The organism is Thermochromatium tepidum ATCC 43061 (assembly GCF_009664085.1).
GTDB classification, from domain to species: Bacteria; Pseudomonadota; Gammaproteobacteria; order Chromatiales; family Chromatiaceae; genus Thermochromatium; species Thermochromatium tepidum.
On sequence record NZ_CP039268.1, the window covers coordinates 1,521,720 to 1,537,815 of the forward strand.

The 16,096-nt window shown below is 62.7% G+C and carries 12 protein-coding genes and 1 pseudogene; 7 read left to right on the top strand and 6 right to left on the bottom strand.

The annotated features are described in order from the left end of the window. Positions 1-280 precede the first annotated feature (280 nt). Positions 281-1,093: an RMD1 family protein gene (locus E6P07_RS06930; RefSeq protein WP_153974936.1), complete on the top strand. Its 813-nt coding sequence runs from the start codon at positions 281-283 to the stop codon at positions 1,091-1,093. Positions 1,094-1,181: 88 nt separating this feature from the next. On the opposite strand, the gene E6P07_RS06935 is transcribed toward E6P07_RS06930, so the two are convergent. Next, positions 1,182-1,751, bottom strand: a complete 570-nt coding sequence (locus E6P07_RS06935; RefSeq protein WP_153974937.1) for a hypothetical protein — start codon at positions 1,749-1,751, stop codon at positions 1,182-1,184. 76 nt (positions 1,752-1,827) lie between these two features. Beyond that, entirely contained in the window at positions 1,828-2,862 is a 1,035-nt protein-coding gene (locus tag E6P07_RS06940; RefSeq protein ID WP_246172776.1) for an OmpA family protein, read from the bottom strand. A gap of 283 nt (positions 2,863-3,145) precedes the next feature. Between E6P07_RS06940 and mutS the strand changes: the two genes are divergently transcribed. From mutS to E6P07_RS06960, 4 genes are all read left to right on the top strand, one after another. Further along, positions 3,146-5,755, top strand: coding sequence for a DNA mismatch repair protein MutS (gene mutS, locus E6P07_RS06945; RefSeq protein WP_153974938.1), 2,610 nt, complete (start codon positions 3,146-3,148; stop codon positions 5,753-5,755). Positions 5,756-6,148: 393 nt separating this feature from the next. Continuing rightward, entirely contained in the window at positions 6,149-8,200 is a 2,052-nt protein-coding gene (locus E6P07_RS06950) for a ribonucleoside triphosphate reductase (RefSeq protein ID WP_153974939.1), read from the top strand. 118 nt (positions 8,201-8,318) lie between these two features. Beyond that, a complete protein-coding gene (gene nrdD / locus E6P07_RS06955; RefSeq protein ID WP_153974940.1) occupies positions 8,319-8,507 on the top strand; it encodes an anaerobic ribonucleoside-triphosphate reductase in 189 nt (62 codons plus the stop codon). A gap of 42 nt (positions 8,508-8,549) precedes the next feature. Continuing rightward, the gene (locus E6P07_RS06960) at positions 8,550-9,287 is read left to right on the top strand and encodes an anaerobic ribonucleoside-triphosphate reductase activating protein (RefSeq protein WP_153974941.1); all 738 of its coding nucleotides are present in this window, start codon (positions 8,550-8,552) and stop codon (positions 9,285-9,287) included. Positions 9,288-9,297: 10 nt separating this feature from the next. On the opposite strand, the gene E6P07_RS06965 is transcribed toward E6P07_RS06960, so the two are convergent. From E6P07_RS06965 to E6P07_RS06980, 4 genes and pseudogenes are all read right to left on the bottom strand, one after another. Continuing rightward, positions 9,298-9,864, bottom strand: coding sequence for a HyaD/HybD family hydrogenase maturation endopeptidase (locus E6P07_RS06965; RefSeq protein ID WP_153976171.1), 567 nt, complete (start codon positions 9,862-9,864; stop codon positions 9,298-9,300). A 104-nt stretch (positions 9,865-9,968) separates the two neighbouring features. Continuing rightward, positions 9,969-10,661 (bottom strand): Ni/Fe-hydrogenase, b-type cytochrome subunit, encoded by a 693-nt coding sequence (cybH, locus tag E6P07_RS06970; protein WP_153974942.1) that lies wholly within the window; start codon positions 10,659-10,661, stop codon positions 9,969-9,971. A gap of 16 nt (positions 10,662-10,677) precedes the next feature. Then, the gene (locus E6P07_RS06975) at positions 10,678-12,468 is read right to left on the bottom strand and encodes a nickel-dependent hydrogenase large subunit (RefSeq protein WP_153974943.1); all 1,791 of its coding nucleotides are present in this window, start codon (positions 12,466-12,468) and stop codon (positions 10,678-10,680) included. Beyond that, positions 12,465-13,562: pseudogene (locus tag E6P07_RS06980) on the bottom strand (hydrogenase small subunit). Before E6P07_RS06980 ends, E6P07_RS06975 begins: the two are co-directional and overlap by 4 nt. A 303-nt stretch (positions 13,563-13,865) precedes the next feature. Between E6P07_RS06980 and E6P07_RS06985 the strand changes: the two are divergent. Together E6P07_RS06985 and E6P07_RS06990 are read left to right on the top strand one after the other, a co-directional pair. Continuing rightward, positions 13,866-14,804 carry an AEC family transporter gene (locus tag E6P07_RS06985; protein WP_153974944.1) on the top strand — a complete coding sequence of 313 codons (939 nt, stop codon included), beginning with the start codon at positions 13,866-13,868 and terminating at the stop codon, positions 14,802-14,804. A 151-nt stretch (positions 14,805-14,955) separates the two neighbouring features. After that, positions 14,956-15,993, top strand: coding sequence for a TerC/Alx family metal homeostasis membrane protein (locus tag E6P07_RS06990; protein WP_153974945.1), 1,038 nt, complete (start codon positions 14,956-14,958; stop codon positions 15,991-15,993). Positions 15,994-16,096 lie beyond the last annotated feature (103 nt).

Below are 16,096 nucleotides of genomic sequence, written 5' to 3' on the forward strand. Positions count from 1 at the left end.
ACCTCAGACGCGCCACCGCCCATAGCCAGGCGCCCAACTTTACCAGCAATCGCGCCGCCCTGCTGTGTTTCGTCCAGGGCGACCCGATCCTGGGGCCGATCGCACTGGCGATGGCGCTGGCGCAGATGCTCGGGTGATCCATGACAGATCCAATCCATTGGACCTGGATCTGTCATATTGGATTCCCATAATCGGCCATCCGCTCAAACCGAACCGACCAGGCGCCGCTTGGACCAATTATCCACCCAGTTAGATGATCCATCGCTTCAGGGGAAGGCCCATGTCTGTCATGATCGACGGTGGCAACACCATCCTGACCGCTCGTGCTCGATTGCTCGGTCGTCATCTCGACATCAAGCGTCTCGGGCATATGGAGGCCCTGGCGACCAATCCGCTGGTGACGGCGATCGGCGACACGGGCCACGCCGTGCTCTTTCGCTCAGGCGCCGTGGTGCTATTCGGGGTTGACGAGGCGCAAGAGGCCGCCTTCATCGAGGAGATCCGCCCCTTCGTGCGCGACCCGCTGATCCAGCCCGAGCGCGAAGACCTGCCGATCTTGATCGATCCCAATCGCGCCGAGTCACTCGAGCGCGATCGCCTGGTACTGGCCGATGGTGATTTGGCCCGACTCCAGGTCGTGGCTGACATCCTGGGCAAGAGCGTGCTGCTGGCTGATCAGGAGGCGCGTGTAGCACTGGCCTTCGACCGCATCGAGCCGCTGGCCGAGCGGCTCAGGCGTCAAGGGCGCGGCGTGAGCGATGCCGACACACTTCTCCGCCACATCGGCGAGGCATTGGCGATCCAGCAGGACATGGTCGGACGCGGCGAGATTGGGGACAAACCCGAGATCCTTTGGGAACACCCGGAGCTTGAACGGCTGTTTTTGAACCTAGAGGCCGAGTACGAGATCCGTGAGCGTCAGCTGGTGTTGGAGCGCAAGCTGACGCTGATCAACGACACCGCCGGCACCCTGCTGAATCTGTTGCAGAACAAGCGCAGTTTGCGGGTTGAGTGGTACATCGTCATCCTGATCGTGGTTGAGATCGTGCTGACGCTCTATGAGCTGTTCCTACGCGCTCCTGGACACGGATGATCATGGCGGCAAATCGTTCCAACGATTCCTCATGCGACAGGCCATACCGACCGCGTGTGCCACAGCTCCACGGTGATCGCATGTGGCTTCACCCGTCCGCGATCGCCGCCTGGGAGAGCCAGATCAACGCTGCATCAGCGTCATGAGTCAGCTCGCCATCCTGCATCAGGAGCAATCCATGAGCGACCGGACGCGCGATGACGCCCTCTTCCTGGGCGGGGACAGGTGTTGGGTTGACCTTGTGTGTCCCAACCCGCTGATCGACCCAGCGCCGAACCATCGCGTGATAAGGGGGCTGATAAACCACCTTGGCCGCACGTAGCTGATCATCTTGGAAGAAGAGCAAGACGGACCTGGCTGGAATCTGGTTAAAGGCACCGATCTCAGCACCACACAACCGATTGCCAAACGGATTGGTACCAACCGCACACTGGAATTCGAGCTTTGGGAAGGTCTCGCGCAGTTTCGCCTCGGTTAGCCGACTGTCGAAGGCCTCGAGCGCGGCATTGAAGTCGGGCTTGCCGAGAAACCCCATCAGGGCCAGATCGGTGCGCCGTTGGCCCTCTTCGGTGAAGCTGAGCCAGAAGAACGGCCCGATCACCAGGACCAGCATCAGAAACGTCTTGTAGGCCTTCGGCAGCTTCAGATCGGCGCTCATTCGTTTATCGTCTATTCGTGTCATGTCTTTTGCATTACCGCTCTGACCAGCCCAGTTCCCATGAGTGGAAAGGGGCTTACTGAGCCACGATCTCGACCCTGCGGTTGAGCGCGCGCCCCTCTTCGGTGGCATTGCTAGTCAGGGGCGCGAGGTTGGCCACGCCCATGGGTTTGAGGCGTTCGCCCAGAATGCCGTAATTTTGGATGAGCGTGCGCACCACTTCCTCGGCGCGGCGGCGCGAGAGATCCAGGTTGTATTCCAGCGTACCGCGATTGTCGGTGTGGCCAACAATATAGAGTTTAAGGTCGGGGTTCTCGACCAGCATCAGGGCGATCTGTTCGAGTTGAGGCTTGGATTCGTCCTTGATGGTGGCCTGGTCGAAGTCGAATTGGATACCGTGGACGGCGATGCGCCCGGCGTCTGAGAGTCCCTGGGCCAGTTCGCGGGCCTCGAGCGAGGCCGGGCGCTCGCGCATCGGCTGTGACAGCACCTCCTCGACAAAGATGGCCACGCGGTTACCGGCGGACGAGTCGGCAAAGTTGTCCTGGAAGGCGGCAAAGACAAAGACATAGGAATCACCGTCCGGGGTCCGGCGATGCCCAGTATAAAGCTGCGGTTCACGGACCGAGGTCTCCGAATAGACATGCTTGAGCAGATGACTGGTGGTGAGCTGCTTGCCGTTGGCGGCCTCACCGTAGAAGCGATCGACGCCCTCCCCACATTCCTTGAAGCCCGAACACTGATAGAGCGGCTCATAGCCGAGGTTCTCCAGTGCCTTTCGGTAGTGGCGGATGACCTCCGGCGCACCGGCATGACGCGGGGCCAGATAGAGGATCCGCGTGCGCCGACCGGATACCCTGATCGTCTTCTTCCAGTCGCCGGCCCCCGTGTCCCAAGGGCCGTTTGGGATCAGCGTCTCATCGAAAGGATTGACCTGATGACCGATGATGACCGAGCCCTCGAAGCGCGGAAGACCGGGGATGTCGGTTGCGCCTGGGAGATCAGACTCGAAGTCGGGCGCCGCGACCGCTTTGGCCATCCCCATGAATCCCATGAGCGCCAAGACCGTCATCAGTCGTCCGACTCGCCCGAGCAGCTGCCGTCCATGCATACCCGACATCCGACCAGACAGCCGTTTCCAAGGGTTTGAGGGCGCGATGGGGTCCATGGCTGGAAATGTCGAACAGAGCTGGGTTGCAATGGACAGGGCTAGCAACAGACCGAATCGGCAGGATTTTACCAGGATTGGCTGATCTTTCCGGATCTGTGGTAAAACGCAGTCCCTTTCAGCCGCGACATTCGGCTCAGTCCGGCCCGTTCAGTCCAGCCTGCTGTCCAAGCGACCTCTCGTGACTCAAGATAGCTCGACCCCCGATCTCTCCCGACACACGCCTATGATGCGACAGTACCTGCGCCTCAAGGCCGAGTATCCGCATCTGCTGCTGTTTTATCGCATGGGCGACTTCTATGAGCTGTTCTATGAGGATGCCGAGCGTGCCGCGCGTCTGCTCGACATCACCCTAACCCGGCGCGGTCAATCGGACGGACGTCCGATCCCGATGGCCGGCGTGCCCTATCATGCCGTCGAGAGCTATCTGGCCAAGCTGGTGCGTCAAGGTGTCTCTGTCGCCATCTGCGAGCAGCTCGGCGATCCGGCCCAGTCCAAAGGGCCGGTCGAGCGCCGGGTGACGCGCATCGTCACCCCCGGCACCCTGACCGACGAGGCCTTGCTGGAGGAGCGGCGCGAGAACCTGCTGGTCGCCATCGCCGAGGACGCCTCTGGATTGGGTCTGGCGGTACTGGAACTCTCGAGCGGACGCTTCTCGGTGCTCGAGGTCGGATCGCGCGAGGCGCTTATGAGCGAACTCGAGCGCCTCAAGCCCGCCGAGATCCTGATCGCCGAGGACAGTCGGCTCGACAACGAGCTGCGGCCTGAACGCAGTATCACCCGGCGCCCGGTCTGGCACTTTGACCCTGACAGCGGCAAGCGTGCACTGTGCGAGCAGTTTGGTACCCGCGACCTGAGCGGCTTCGGCTGTGCCGGGATGCGGTTGGCGATCGGGGCGGCGGGTTGTCTGCTCCAATACGTCCGCGACACCCAGTTCTCTGCCCTACCCCATATCCGCGGCCTGTCCACCGAGTCACGCGACGAGGCGCTGATCCTGGACGCCGCAACCCGGCGCAATCTCGAGATCACCGAGAGCCTCGGCGGGCGCCCGGAACACACCCTGGTCGGGGTGCTCGACCAGACCGTCACTGCGATGGGCAGCCGGCTGCTGCGCCGCTGGCTGAACCGTCCACTGCGCGACCGCAAGGCCATCTGTGCCCGGCAGGGCGCCATCCGCGCCTTGATCGACCAGGGTCAGGTCGTCGCCATCCAGTCGCTCCTGGCCGGGATCGGCGACCTGGAACGCATCCTGGCGCGCGTGGCGCTCGGCACCGCCCGACCACGTGATCTCGCCGCGTTGCGCGACTCGCTCGCCGTCTTGCCCGAGCTGCGCGCCGGGCTAGCCGATTTCAACGATCCTTTGCTTGTCGAGCTGCGCGACGAGCTCGGCGAGCATCCCAAGGTGTTGGAGCTGCTCCGGCGCGCCATCCTCGAACAGCCGCCGCTGCTCATCCGCGACGGCGGCGTGATCGCGCGCGGCTATGACGCCGAACTCGATGCGCTGCGCGACCTCTCCGAACATGCCGATCAGTTCCTGCTCGACCTGGAGGCGCGCGAGCGGGCGCGCACCGGCATTGCCAACCTCAGGGTCGGTTACAACCGGGTGCATGGCTATTACCTCGAGCTGAGCCGCACCCAGGCCGATCGGGTCCCGGCCGATTTCGTGCGCCGCCAGACGCTCAAGGGCGTCGAGCGCTATATCACGCCCGAACTCAAGCGCTTCGAGGATCAGGTCTTGAGCAGCCGCGAGCGTGCGCTCGCCCGCGAGAAATGGCTCTACGAGGAACTCTTGGGTCAGTTGGGCCTGTCGCTCGGACCGCTCCAGCTGACCGCCGCTGCCGTCGCCACGCTCGATGTGCTGACCAATCTGGCCGAGCGCGCCCAAACCCTAAACTGGAGCTGTCCAGAGCTCACGGACCGCCCCCAGATCGAGATCCAGGAGGGGCGCCATCCGGTGGTCGAGCGGGTGCTCGATCGCCCCTTCGTCGCCAATGACCTACGCCTGGACGGCAAGCGACGGATGCTGATCATCACCGGCCCCAACATGGGCGGCAAATCGACTTACATGCGCCAGAATGCGCTGATCGTGCTCCTGGCCCATATCGGGAGCTTCGTGCCGGCGCGCCGTGCCGTCATCGGTCCCATCGATCGCATCTTCTCGCGCATCGGGGCCGCGGACGATCTGGCTGGCGGTCGCTCGACCTTTATGGTCGAGATGGAGGAGACAGCGAATATTCTGAACAACGCAACGGCCCAGAGCCTGATCCTGATGGACGAGATCGGGCGCGGGACCAGCACCTTCGACGGGCTGTCGCTGGCCTGGTCGTGCGCGGTCGAGCTGGCCACGCGCATCGGCGCCTATAGCCTGTTTGCGACCCATTATTTCGAGCTGACTACCTTGCCTGAGGAGTATCCGGGCATCGTCAACGTCCATCTCGACGCCGTCGAACATGGCCAGTCGATCGTCTTCATGCACGCCCTGCGCGAGGGCCCGGCCAATCAGAGCTATGGTCTGGCGGTGGCGGCGCTCGCCGGGGTGCCGCCGGCGGTCATCGCCCGGGCGCGCGAGCGATTGCGCGAACTGGAAGATGGCGCGCATCGTCACGCCAACCGCGAGACCCGGCAACTGTCGCTGTTTCCAACGGAGCCGACGTCGCACACCAGGTCAAGCCCTGTCCCTGTTGTCGAGCCGCTGATCTGCGCGGCCTTGCGCGACATCGATCCGGATAGACTCACACCGCGCGAGGCGCTGGAGGCGCTCTATCGCCTGCGCGGAATGATCGAGCCCCAGGGCGTCCTTGCCGGGAAGCGCACACGGGCACACAAGCGTCGATAGCACTCGTGCCCCTGTTGTGGTCCTTTGAGACCTGTTGGCCCTCACCAAGCGTTGAGCGGCACCACACTCTTTGAGTCCCAGGACTTGCCCCCGTCATGGCGTCGCCCGGTGATGGCGGGACCCACCCACTCAGGTGGATCTAAAAACTGGTGTCTATACAGCAGTTTCCCCACACCCTGGCCAATCGCCGGCCTTGTCAACCCAATTTGGGTCTAGCCACACTATCTGGTTAGAGCTATACTCGCTAACTACTACATATTGTGCCCAAGCCGGCGGGTGCTTTCAGTTCCAACCAGCGCCAAGGGTACTGATTTGGAACGAAAAGCGCGATTTCACCCAAGGCAGGGCAGCGACATCTCCGCCTCAAAACCGCACCAGAAACCGAGGATCAAGATGGCCAACCAGACGCACTCTCCCAGTCCCCCAACCCGCGTGATCAAGCGCGATGGGCAGGAGGTACGTTTCGATGCCAGCAAGATCGAATCGGCGATCTATCGTGCTGGGCAGGCCAGCGGCGAGTTTGGTGCCGCCGAAGCCAGTCTGCTGACCGCCCAGGTGGTCAAGGTGCTCGCGCACCGTTTCAGCGATGGCCGTCTGCCCGACATCGAGGCCATCCAAGACGTCGTCGAACAGACGCTGATCGCCGCCAACCACTTCGGGACTGCGCGCGCCTATATCGTCTATCGCGAGCAGCACAAGAAACTGCGCACCGACCGCCGAACCCTGGTCGATGTCAGCGCCTCGATCAACGAATATCTGGACCGCTCCGATTGGCGCGTGGCGGCCAATGCCAATCAGGGCTACTCACTCGGTGGGCTGATCCTCAATACCGCGGGCAAGATGATCGCCAACTACTGGCTCAATCATGTCTATCCGCCCGAGATCGGCGCCGCGCATCGCGAGGGCGATCTGCACATCCACGACCTGGACATGCTCTCGGGCTATTGTGCCGGCTGGTCGCTGCGCACCCTGCTCAACGAAGGGCTCAATGGCGTGCCCGGCAAGGTTGAGGCGGCGCCACCCAAGCACATGTCGAGTGCCATCGGGCAGATCGTCAACTTTCTCGGCACGCTTCAGAACGAGTGGGCTGGCGCCCAGGCGTTCTCCAGTTTCGATACCTATATGGCGCCCTTCGTGCGCGTCGATCGCTTGTCCTACACCCAGGTCAAGCAATACATCCAGGAGCTGATCTATAACCTCAACGTGCCATCCAGATGGGGGACACAGACACCCTTTACCAATCTCACCTTCGATTGGGTGTGTCCCGAAGATCTACGCGAGCAGGTGCCGGTGATCAGCGGTAAGGAGCAACCCTTCACCTATGGCGAGCTCCAGACCGAGATGGACATGATCAATCGCGCCTATATCGAGGTCATGACCGAGGGCGATGCCAAGGGGCGGATCTTCACCTTTCCGATCCCGACCTACAACATCACACCGGATTTCCCCTGGGAGAGCGAGAACGCCCAGCGATTGTTCGAGATGACCGCCAAATATGGTCTGCCCTACTTCCAGAACTTCATCAACTCGGAACTCTCGCCCAACATGGTGCGCTCCATGTGCTGCCGGCTCCAGCTCGATCTGCGCGAGCTGCTCAAGCGCGGCAACGGGCTCTTTGGTTCCGCCGAGCAGACCGGATCGCTCGGTGTCGTCACGATCAACTGTGCACGGCTTGGTTACCTGTACCGGGGTGATGAGGCCGGTCTGATGGTGCGGCTCGACGCGCTGCTCGACCTGGCGCGCAACAGCCTAGAGATCAAGCGCAAGGTCATCCAACGCCACCTGGATGCTGGGCTCTTCCCCTATACCAAGCGCTATCTCGGCACCTTGCGTAACCACTTCTCGACCATCGGCGTCAACGGCATCAACGAGATGATCCGCAACTTTACCCAGGATGCCGAGGACATCACCACCGCTTGGGGACATGATCTCGCCTGCCGGCTGCTCGATCGGATCCGGGCGCGCCTGGTCGAGTTTCAGGAGCAGACCGGCAATCTGTACAACCTGGAGGCGACCCCTGCCGAGGGCACGACCTATCGTTTTGCGCGTGAGGACCAGAAGCGCTTTCCGGACATCATCCAGGCCGGCACCAAGGAGGCCCCCTATTACACCAATAGCTCACAGTTGCCGGTCGGCTATACCGACGACCCCTTTGAGGCCCTGGCGATGCAGGAGACGCTCCAGAGCAAATACACAGGTGGCACCGTGCTGCATCTGTATATGAGCGAGCGGATCTCTTCAGCCGAAGCCTGCAAACGTCTGGTGCGCCGCGCCCTGGAGAACTTCCGTCTGCCCTATATCACGGTCACACCGGTGTTCTCTATCTGCCCCAAGCACGGCTATATCGCGGGCGAGCATCAGTTCTGCCCGATCTGCGACGAGGAGCTGATCGCACGCAAGCGCAAGGCCCAGTGCGCGAGCATGGACTGCCAGTCGATCCACTAAAACCAACCCGAACGGCCCGGTGCTGACCGCCCAAGGGCTGGTGCCGGTTAAGACCCGGACCCGTCGCACCAGCGACGAGTAGCAATCACGACGCATCGAAGTCAAGGAGAATGTGCCAATGCAAGACACTATCGAACTCAAGACCGAAGAACGGACCCCCTGCGAAGTCTGGACCCGTGTCATGGGCTATCATCGCCCAGTCTCAGCCTTCAATGCCGGCAAGCAGTCCGAGCACGCCGAGCGTTGTTACTTCAACGAGCAGCCGCGCGGTTCTCTGAAGCGGCAAGAACAGCGGGTTGCGGCTTAAAGAAAGGCCCTGACTGCCCACACGGCGGCTGAATACCTGTCCATGCCCGACGGCGCACCCTGTGTCACGTCCGACCAGCCTCAGACCGCTGAGCGGCTGAGGGTCGGCGGCTTTACGCGCCTGACGACCATCGACTATCCCGGCGAGCTGTCGGCGGTGGTCTTCTGTCAAGGCTGTCCCTGGCGCTGTCGCTATTGTCAAAACGGCGATCTACTGGACTCGACCGCCGTTGAATCGCTGATCGATTGGGCGGACATCCGTGCCTTTCTGCGCGGGCGGGTCGGACTGCTCGATGCCGTGGTTTTCAGTGGTGGTGAGCCGACCGTACAGACGGCGCTCGGTGCAGCCATGCGCGAAACCCGCGCGCTCGGTTACAAGATCGGCCTGCACACCAGCGGCGCCTATCCCGAACGCTTGCGCACACTTCTGCCGCTGATCGATTGGGTCGGACTCGATATCAAGACGCTGCCCGAGGACTATGCGGCCCTCACTGGCCTGCCCGATTCGGGTGAGCGTGCCTGGGCGAGTTTGGCCTTGCTGCTGGAAGCGGGAGTGAACCTGGAAGTCCGCACCACCCTAATGCCCGGCTGGACATCTGACTATCTGCACGTCCTGAGCTGCACGCTGGCCGCGACCGGCGTTCGGCGCTATGTGCTGCAAATCTGTGCGACCCAGCGGGCGCTCGATCCCAACCTGCCCGGCTACTCGATCATGCCGCGCGAACTCGTCGAAGCGGTCGACCCACTACTTTTCGAGCACCTCGACATTCGCGGGATGTGAAGGGAACGCGCTACCCCATTTCGATGCACGGACGCCCGGATTCGTAGACCTCCAGCCCCAGGGACGGATGCGGCAGATCGCGATAGTCCGTCGTTTCAGACGCCTCACAGTCCTCCCACTCAACGCCGAATGCCTCCAGATACTCGCGTGCCAGATGGATCGCCGGTTCGATCTGCGCCTTGACCTCGGAGCGCAGACTACCGCCGAAGTCGTCCAGCTCGACCGGCTGCACCCCGATCAACAGCAAATGGCGCGGATAGTCGCCGAGCAGATCGGCCAGCGCCAGCACCTCCTGAAAGCCGGTCTGATGCAGGCTCATCTTCTTGGCGCCCATGAACTTGGGCACCTCGTCGCCCTCGACCCGTTTGAGCGTGCCGGGCGGCAGGCCATAGTCGATGGCGTCGAACACCACCAGCACCTCGGCCCAGCGAATGTCGTCGACCAGATAGATGCCCTGGGTGCCGCCGTCGAGCAGACGCACACTGGGACCGAAGCGATAGCGGCGGGCGATCTCCTCGATCACCCGCACGCCAAAGCCCTCGTCGGCCCAGAGCACGTTGCCGATGCCGAGCAGCAGGACATTGGGGGCGTTGGCCTGCCGCGTTTCCCCCGCTCCCCGGCCCTCTCCCCCAGCAGGAGAGGGAGAAACGGAGTGCGACAAACCTAGTTGCGAAGCCCGGCTCATGGCCGGTCGTCCTTGAACATGCGCCACCCGCTGATCATCGTACTGATGAGACTCTGACGCGACATGATGTCCTCGCGGATGGCGGTATAGACGTGCAGCATCACGAACACGACGATGACCCACATCCCCCAGTGGTGCCACATGCGCACGTCCTGGCTCTGGCCGACGGCCGGGATGACCCAGCCGAAGAGTTCGTCCTGCCAGCTCCCCAGCCCGGTCTGCTCGGAATAGAGCGCAAACCCCGTGCCCATCATCACCAGACCGCCGACCGTGATGATCGCGACCATGAACAGATGCGCGAGCGGATTGTGCCCAACGTATTTGCGCGGCTCCGGTTCCTGGAAGGCATACCAGAGCAGCTCGTGTAACAGCTCACTCCAGAACGCACGCCGCCAGAAGGGCAAGGTGAACAACTGACGCGAATAGCGGTTGCCCACGACCGCCCAATAGAGCCGGAATAGGAAGCCAACCAGAAACACATAGCCCGCCGCGAAATGCAGGAAGCGAATGTTGCCCATCAAATAGTAATCGCCAGCCTCGCCCGGCAGACTCGGCAGCGGGTTAGCGATCAGATAGCCGGTGATAGCCAGGACCGTGATCGCGAGCGCATTGACCCAGTGCCAGATCCGCACCGGGGTCTGGTAGACATAGACGGCGGTCTGCTTGACCGTTGGGACGCCGGTGTACATACGCATAGCCTCCAAATCAGCGGACCTTGACCCGTGTCAGCTCCTCGCCGTCCGGGCTCATGATGTGCGTCGAGCAGGCCAGACAGGGATCGAAGCTGTGCAGAGTGCGCAGGACCTCCAGCGGCTGATCGGGCACCGCCACCGGCGTGTTCAGGAGCGCGGCCTCGAAGGCGCCGATATTGCCCGCTGGATCGCGCGGTGAGCCGTTCCAGGTGGTTGGCACCACGGCCTGATAGTTGGCGATCTTACCCTCCTCGATGACCACCCAGTGACCGAGCGCACCGCGTGGGGCCTCGGTGGTGCCGACACCCTTGGTCAGTTTCGGCCAAGTCTTGGGTTCCCATTTCTCGGGATTGGCGGTTGCGCTGTCGCCGGCCTTGAGATTGGCCACCAGCTTGTTCTGGAAGTGGCGCAGCTTGTGCGCCGCCCAGGACGCCTCCAGCCCGCGCGCCGCCGTGCGTCCGAGTGTCGAGAACAGCGCCGAGACCGGAAGCTGCAAGTCGGTCAGCACCTTCTCGACCGGCTCCTTGAACTCCGGGATGCCCTTGGCATAGCCGATGATGTAGCGCGCCAGCGGCCCGACCTCCATCGCATGCCCACGCCAGCGCGGAGCCTTGATCCAACTGTATTTGGCGTTCTCGTCGATGGCCTCGATCCGGGTCTGGCTGCCCTTGGTGTTCGGACCCAGGACGAAGTTCGGCTCGGTCACGCCGTCCCAGGGGTGCAGTCCCTTGGACTCGTCTTTGTACTTGAACCAGGAATGGGCGACGAACTCCTGGATCTGCTCGGGATCGCGCAGATCGACCTCGTGGACCTCGTCGAGCTTGCCGTTGATGATGGCGCCGCGCGGCAGGCACTGGTTGTCGGACGAATCGTCGTTGGCGCGCTCCGGGATGTCGCCATAGGAGAGCACGGCCTGACAGCTCAAGCCCCCGCCATAGGTCCAGTCTTTGTAGTAAGAAGCGATGGCCATGAGGTCGGGCAGATAGACCTTGTCGATGAACTCAATGGTGCGGTCGATGATCGAGGAGACCAGATTCAGCCGCTCCATATTGACCGCGCCCACAGCGCCGGTGTCATGGATGTTGATGGCGCAGGGCACGCCGCCGACCAGCCAGTTCGGATGCGGGTTCTTACCGCCGTAGATGGTGTGGATCTTGACGATCTCTTTCTGGAAATCGAGCGCCTCCAGATAGTGGGTGACGGCCAGCAGATTGGCCTCGGGCGGCAGCCGGTAGGCCGGATTGCCCCAGTAGCCGTTGGTGAAGGGACCGAGCTGACCGGACTCGACGAAGCGCTTGATCCGGGTCTGCACGTCGCGGAAATAGCCGGGCGAGGACAGCGGCCAGTCCGAGATCGACTGCGCCAGCGCCGAGGTCGCCTTGGGATCGGCCTTGAGCGCCGCGACCACGTCTACCCAATCGAGCGCATGCAGATGGTAGAAATGCACCAGATGATCGTGCGCGTAGAGTGTCAACTGCATGATGTTGCGGATGGAGTTGGCGTTCTCCGGGATCTGGATGTCGAGCGCATCCTCGATGGCGCGCACCGAGGTCAGGGCATGGGTTCCTGTGCAGACACCGCAGATGCGCTGGGTGAAGGCCCAGGCATCGCGCGGATCGCGACCGCGCAGGATCACCTCCAGACCGCGCCACATGGTGCCGGTCGAGACGGCGTTGCGGATGACGTTGTCCGCGTCGAGATTGACCTCGCACCGCATGTGACCCTCGATGCGGGTCACGGGATCGACGACGACGCGCCGCCCGGCGGTGTCGAGTTGGAAGCCGTTGGGGGTCTGAACGCTCATGCCTGTTCATCCTCGGTGCGCTGGGCACCCGCGCGCTGTTTGATCCGATGGACGGCGCTCGCCGCCGCATGCGCGGTGATGGCCGCGCCGACCGCGCCGGCGGCCGCGATCCCGACGGCGTCGGCGTTGGCCTCAATGCCGAAAACGCGGGTGTCGGTGACATGGTCGTAGAAGCTGCCCTTGTCCCAGAAATCCTTCTCCGAGCAGCCGATGCAGCCATGCCCCGACTGGATCGGGAACGAAACTCCATCGTTCCAGCGCGTGGTCGAGCAGGCGTTGTAGGTGGTCGGCCCCTTGCAGCCCATTTTGTAGAGACAGTAGCCCTTGCGCGCACCCTCGTCGTCCCAGGACTCGACGAACTGACCGGCGTCGAAGTGTGGGCGGCGATAGCATTTGTCGTGGATGCGCTGACCGTAGAACATCTTCGGCCGCCCCTGGCGATCGAGCTCCGGCAGACGCTCGAAGGTCAGCATGTAGGCGATGACGCCGGTCATGACCTCGGCGATCGGCGGACAGCCGGGCACCTTGATGATCGGCTTGTCGTGAATGACCTTGTCGATCGAGACGGCCTGGGTCGGATTCGGATGGGCCGCTTGTACGCAGCCCCAGGAGGCGCAGGTGCCCCAGGCGATGACGGCCTGACAGTCGGCGGCGACCTCGCGCAACTGATCCAGGAAGGGACGCCCGCCGATGATGCAGCTCATGCCGTCCTGACCCAGCGGCGGATTGCCCTCGACGGCCAGGATGTAGCGGCCTTTGTACTGATGGCGGATCTAATCGAGGATCGCCTCGGCCTGATGACCGGCGGCGGCCATGAGCGTGTCGTTGTAGTCGAGCGAGATCATCGACAGCACGACATCCGAGGCTAGCGGATGGGCCGAGCGGATGAAGGACTCCGAGCAGCAGGTGCACTCCAGACCGTGCAGCCAGAGCACCGGGATGCGCGGTTTGGTCTCCATGGCCTCGGCGATGCGACCCGCGAAGCCGGGCGCCAGACCCAGGGTCGCGGCCGTGATGGTGCAGAACTGGAGGAACCCGCGCCGGCTGATCCCCTGCCGGCGCATCGCCTCGTAGAAGGTATCGGTGGTTGCCATCTCGTTGTATCTCTTTTCGTTATTGCGAGGCGCCACGGACGTGACGGCCTTTATCCTCCAAAGGGTGTGGAAATTAGAGCACCCCTTCCGCGACCTCATCAAGATGGCTGACAAAATAAAATTTGCGTTATCAATGACAATTATCAGTCGATACGATCCAATGACGGTGGTCGCTGTTCGTGCAACCTGTCCACACCAAACGACGGTTTCCGAACTCGCCCGAACCCATTAGTCTTGTCGCAACGCGGCGGCCAAGAGACAGGCAACGCCCGCCTTCGATCACCCCGACTCAGGAAGTCCCCCTTGCTCGCTATCCTTGCCGTCACCGCTCCCATCTTCCTTCTGATCGCGCTCGGCTTCGTTGCCGTGCGTCGGGCCTGGATGCCGCGCGAGGGGGCGGTGGCCATGAGCCGCTATGCCCTGCTGTTCGCCCTGCCCGCGCTGCTGTTCGACACCCTCTCCAAGCGCTCGCTCGACAGCATCCTGGTGCCCGACTTCCTGCTGGTCTATGTCAGCGCCTCGCTGATCACCTACGGCATCGGCGTGCTGGTCGCCTCCATCGCGCGTCGCACCTCACCGCTCGACAATGCCTTTTTCGGCATGGGGCTGTCGATGTCTAACAGCAGCTATATCGGCTATCCATTGGTGGTGCAATTGCTTGGCGACCCGGCCCTGATCGCGGTGGTCATGGCCATTCTGACCGAGGTGCTGATCATCCTGCCGCTGACCCTGATCCTGACCGAGCTCCATCGCGAGCGCGGACGCGGTAAGGTGCTGTGGATGCTGGGACGCGTGCTGCGCACGGTCGGTACCAATCCGATCCTGTTGGCGATCGGTGCCGGACTGGTATTCGCCGCGCTCGGCTGGCACCTGCCGGTGCCGATCGGACGCACCCTCGAACTGCTGGCCGGCTCGGCGGCGGTGGTCGCGTTGTTCGCCATCGGTGGCAGTCTGGCTGGGCAGCGGGTGCGGGGTGCGCTCGGTCCAGCGACGGCGATCGCCGCGGGCAAGCTGGCGCTCCATCCGCTTGTGGCCATGGGGATGCTGAGGCTGGTGCCGACCCTGGACCCGACGCTCGGTCAGGCGGCACTGATCCTGGCCGGACTGCCGATGGTGACCATCTTCCCGCTGATCGCAGAGCGCTATGACCAGGGCGAGATCCCGGCCAAGGCGCTGGTGATCACGACGCTCCTGGCCTTCGTAAGTCTCAATCTGTGGCTCTGGGTGTGGGAGATCGGGTAACCGGGTTAACCCAGCGATACTCTAAGCGTCTGGACTGGAGTAGACCTCGAATCTGGCCTATGCTCGCGGCCTTCATCAACGGATCCGGCGGTCCGACTAGGCTGCCGCTGTCTCAAACCACCCATCCACATCAACCCCGGAGTCTATACCCATGCAGCATTTCGGCTTTCCGATGGAGGCCATCCTCATCTTCATCACTGTGGTCGCCGTATCCATCTATCTGGACCTGTTCGCGCACCGCAAGGTCGATGAGATCAGCGTCGCCGATGCGGCCAAGTGGTCGGTGTTTTGGATCGTGCTGGCGCTTGGCTTCTACGGCTATCTGTGGGGGCGTTTCGGCAAGGAGTGGGCCGACCTCTATCTGGCCGGCTATGTACTCGAAAAGAGCCTCTCGGTCGATAACCTGATGGTCTTTATGGCCATCTTTGCCTCCTTTGGTATCCGCTCGGGCTTACAACACCGCATCCTTTACTGGGGCATCATCGGGGCGCTGGTGTTTCGTGCCATCTTCGTCCTGATCGGCACCAGTCTGTTTATGGCCAGCCCCTGGGTCGGGTTCGTCTTTGCCGCCCTGGTCGGCTGGAGCGGGGTGCAGATGCTCAAGAGCCGCGGTGAGGACGAAGAGATCGAGGACTATTCCGACCACTGGAGCGTGCGCCTGACCGGCAAGATGATGCCGATCTATACCCGATTGCATCTCGACCGCTTCTTCGTCAGACACGAGGAGCTGTTCGTCGGGCGCGAGGAGACCGAGCGCCAGAAGTCGGTCACGCGCCTGGGGACGCTCTATGCCACCCCGGCCTTCCTGTGCCTGGCGACCATCGAGACCTCGGACCTGGCGTTCTCGTTCGATTCGGTGCCGGCGGTGATCGCCGTGACCCAGGAGCCGCTCCTGGTCTATGCCGCCATGATCTTCGCCATCCTGGGTCTGCGCAGCCTGTATTTCGTGCTCGCGGCCCTGACGCGCTATCTGGTGCATCTGGAGAAGGCGGTCATCGTGCTGTTGTTCTATATCGCCGGCAAGATGGCATTGCAGTCCTGGAACCATGCCATCGGCGATACGGGCCTGCACATCTCGCCCGGGACCAGCCTGATGGTGGTGCTCGGCGTGCTGGCGCTGGGGGTCCTGGCCTCCTTCCTCTTCCCGGAGAAGAAGGATGAGGGCACAATAGGGGCGGCCAAGGACTGAGAGTGCTCTTTACAAGTGATGGGCCGGTCCGCAAGACCGGCCCAGGTTTCAGCCGTGTCCTCTGGATCCGGGTTCGGTATGATAGTGTCCCTTTCGCGGATTC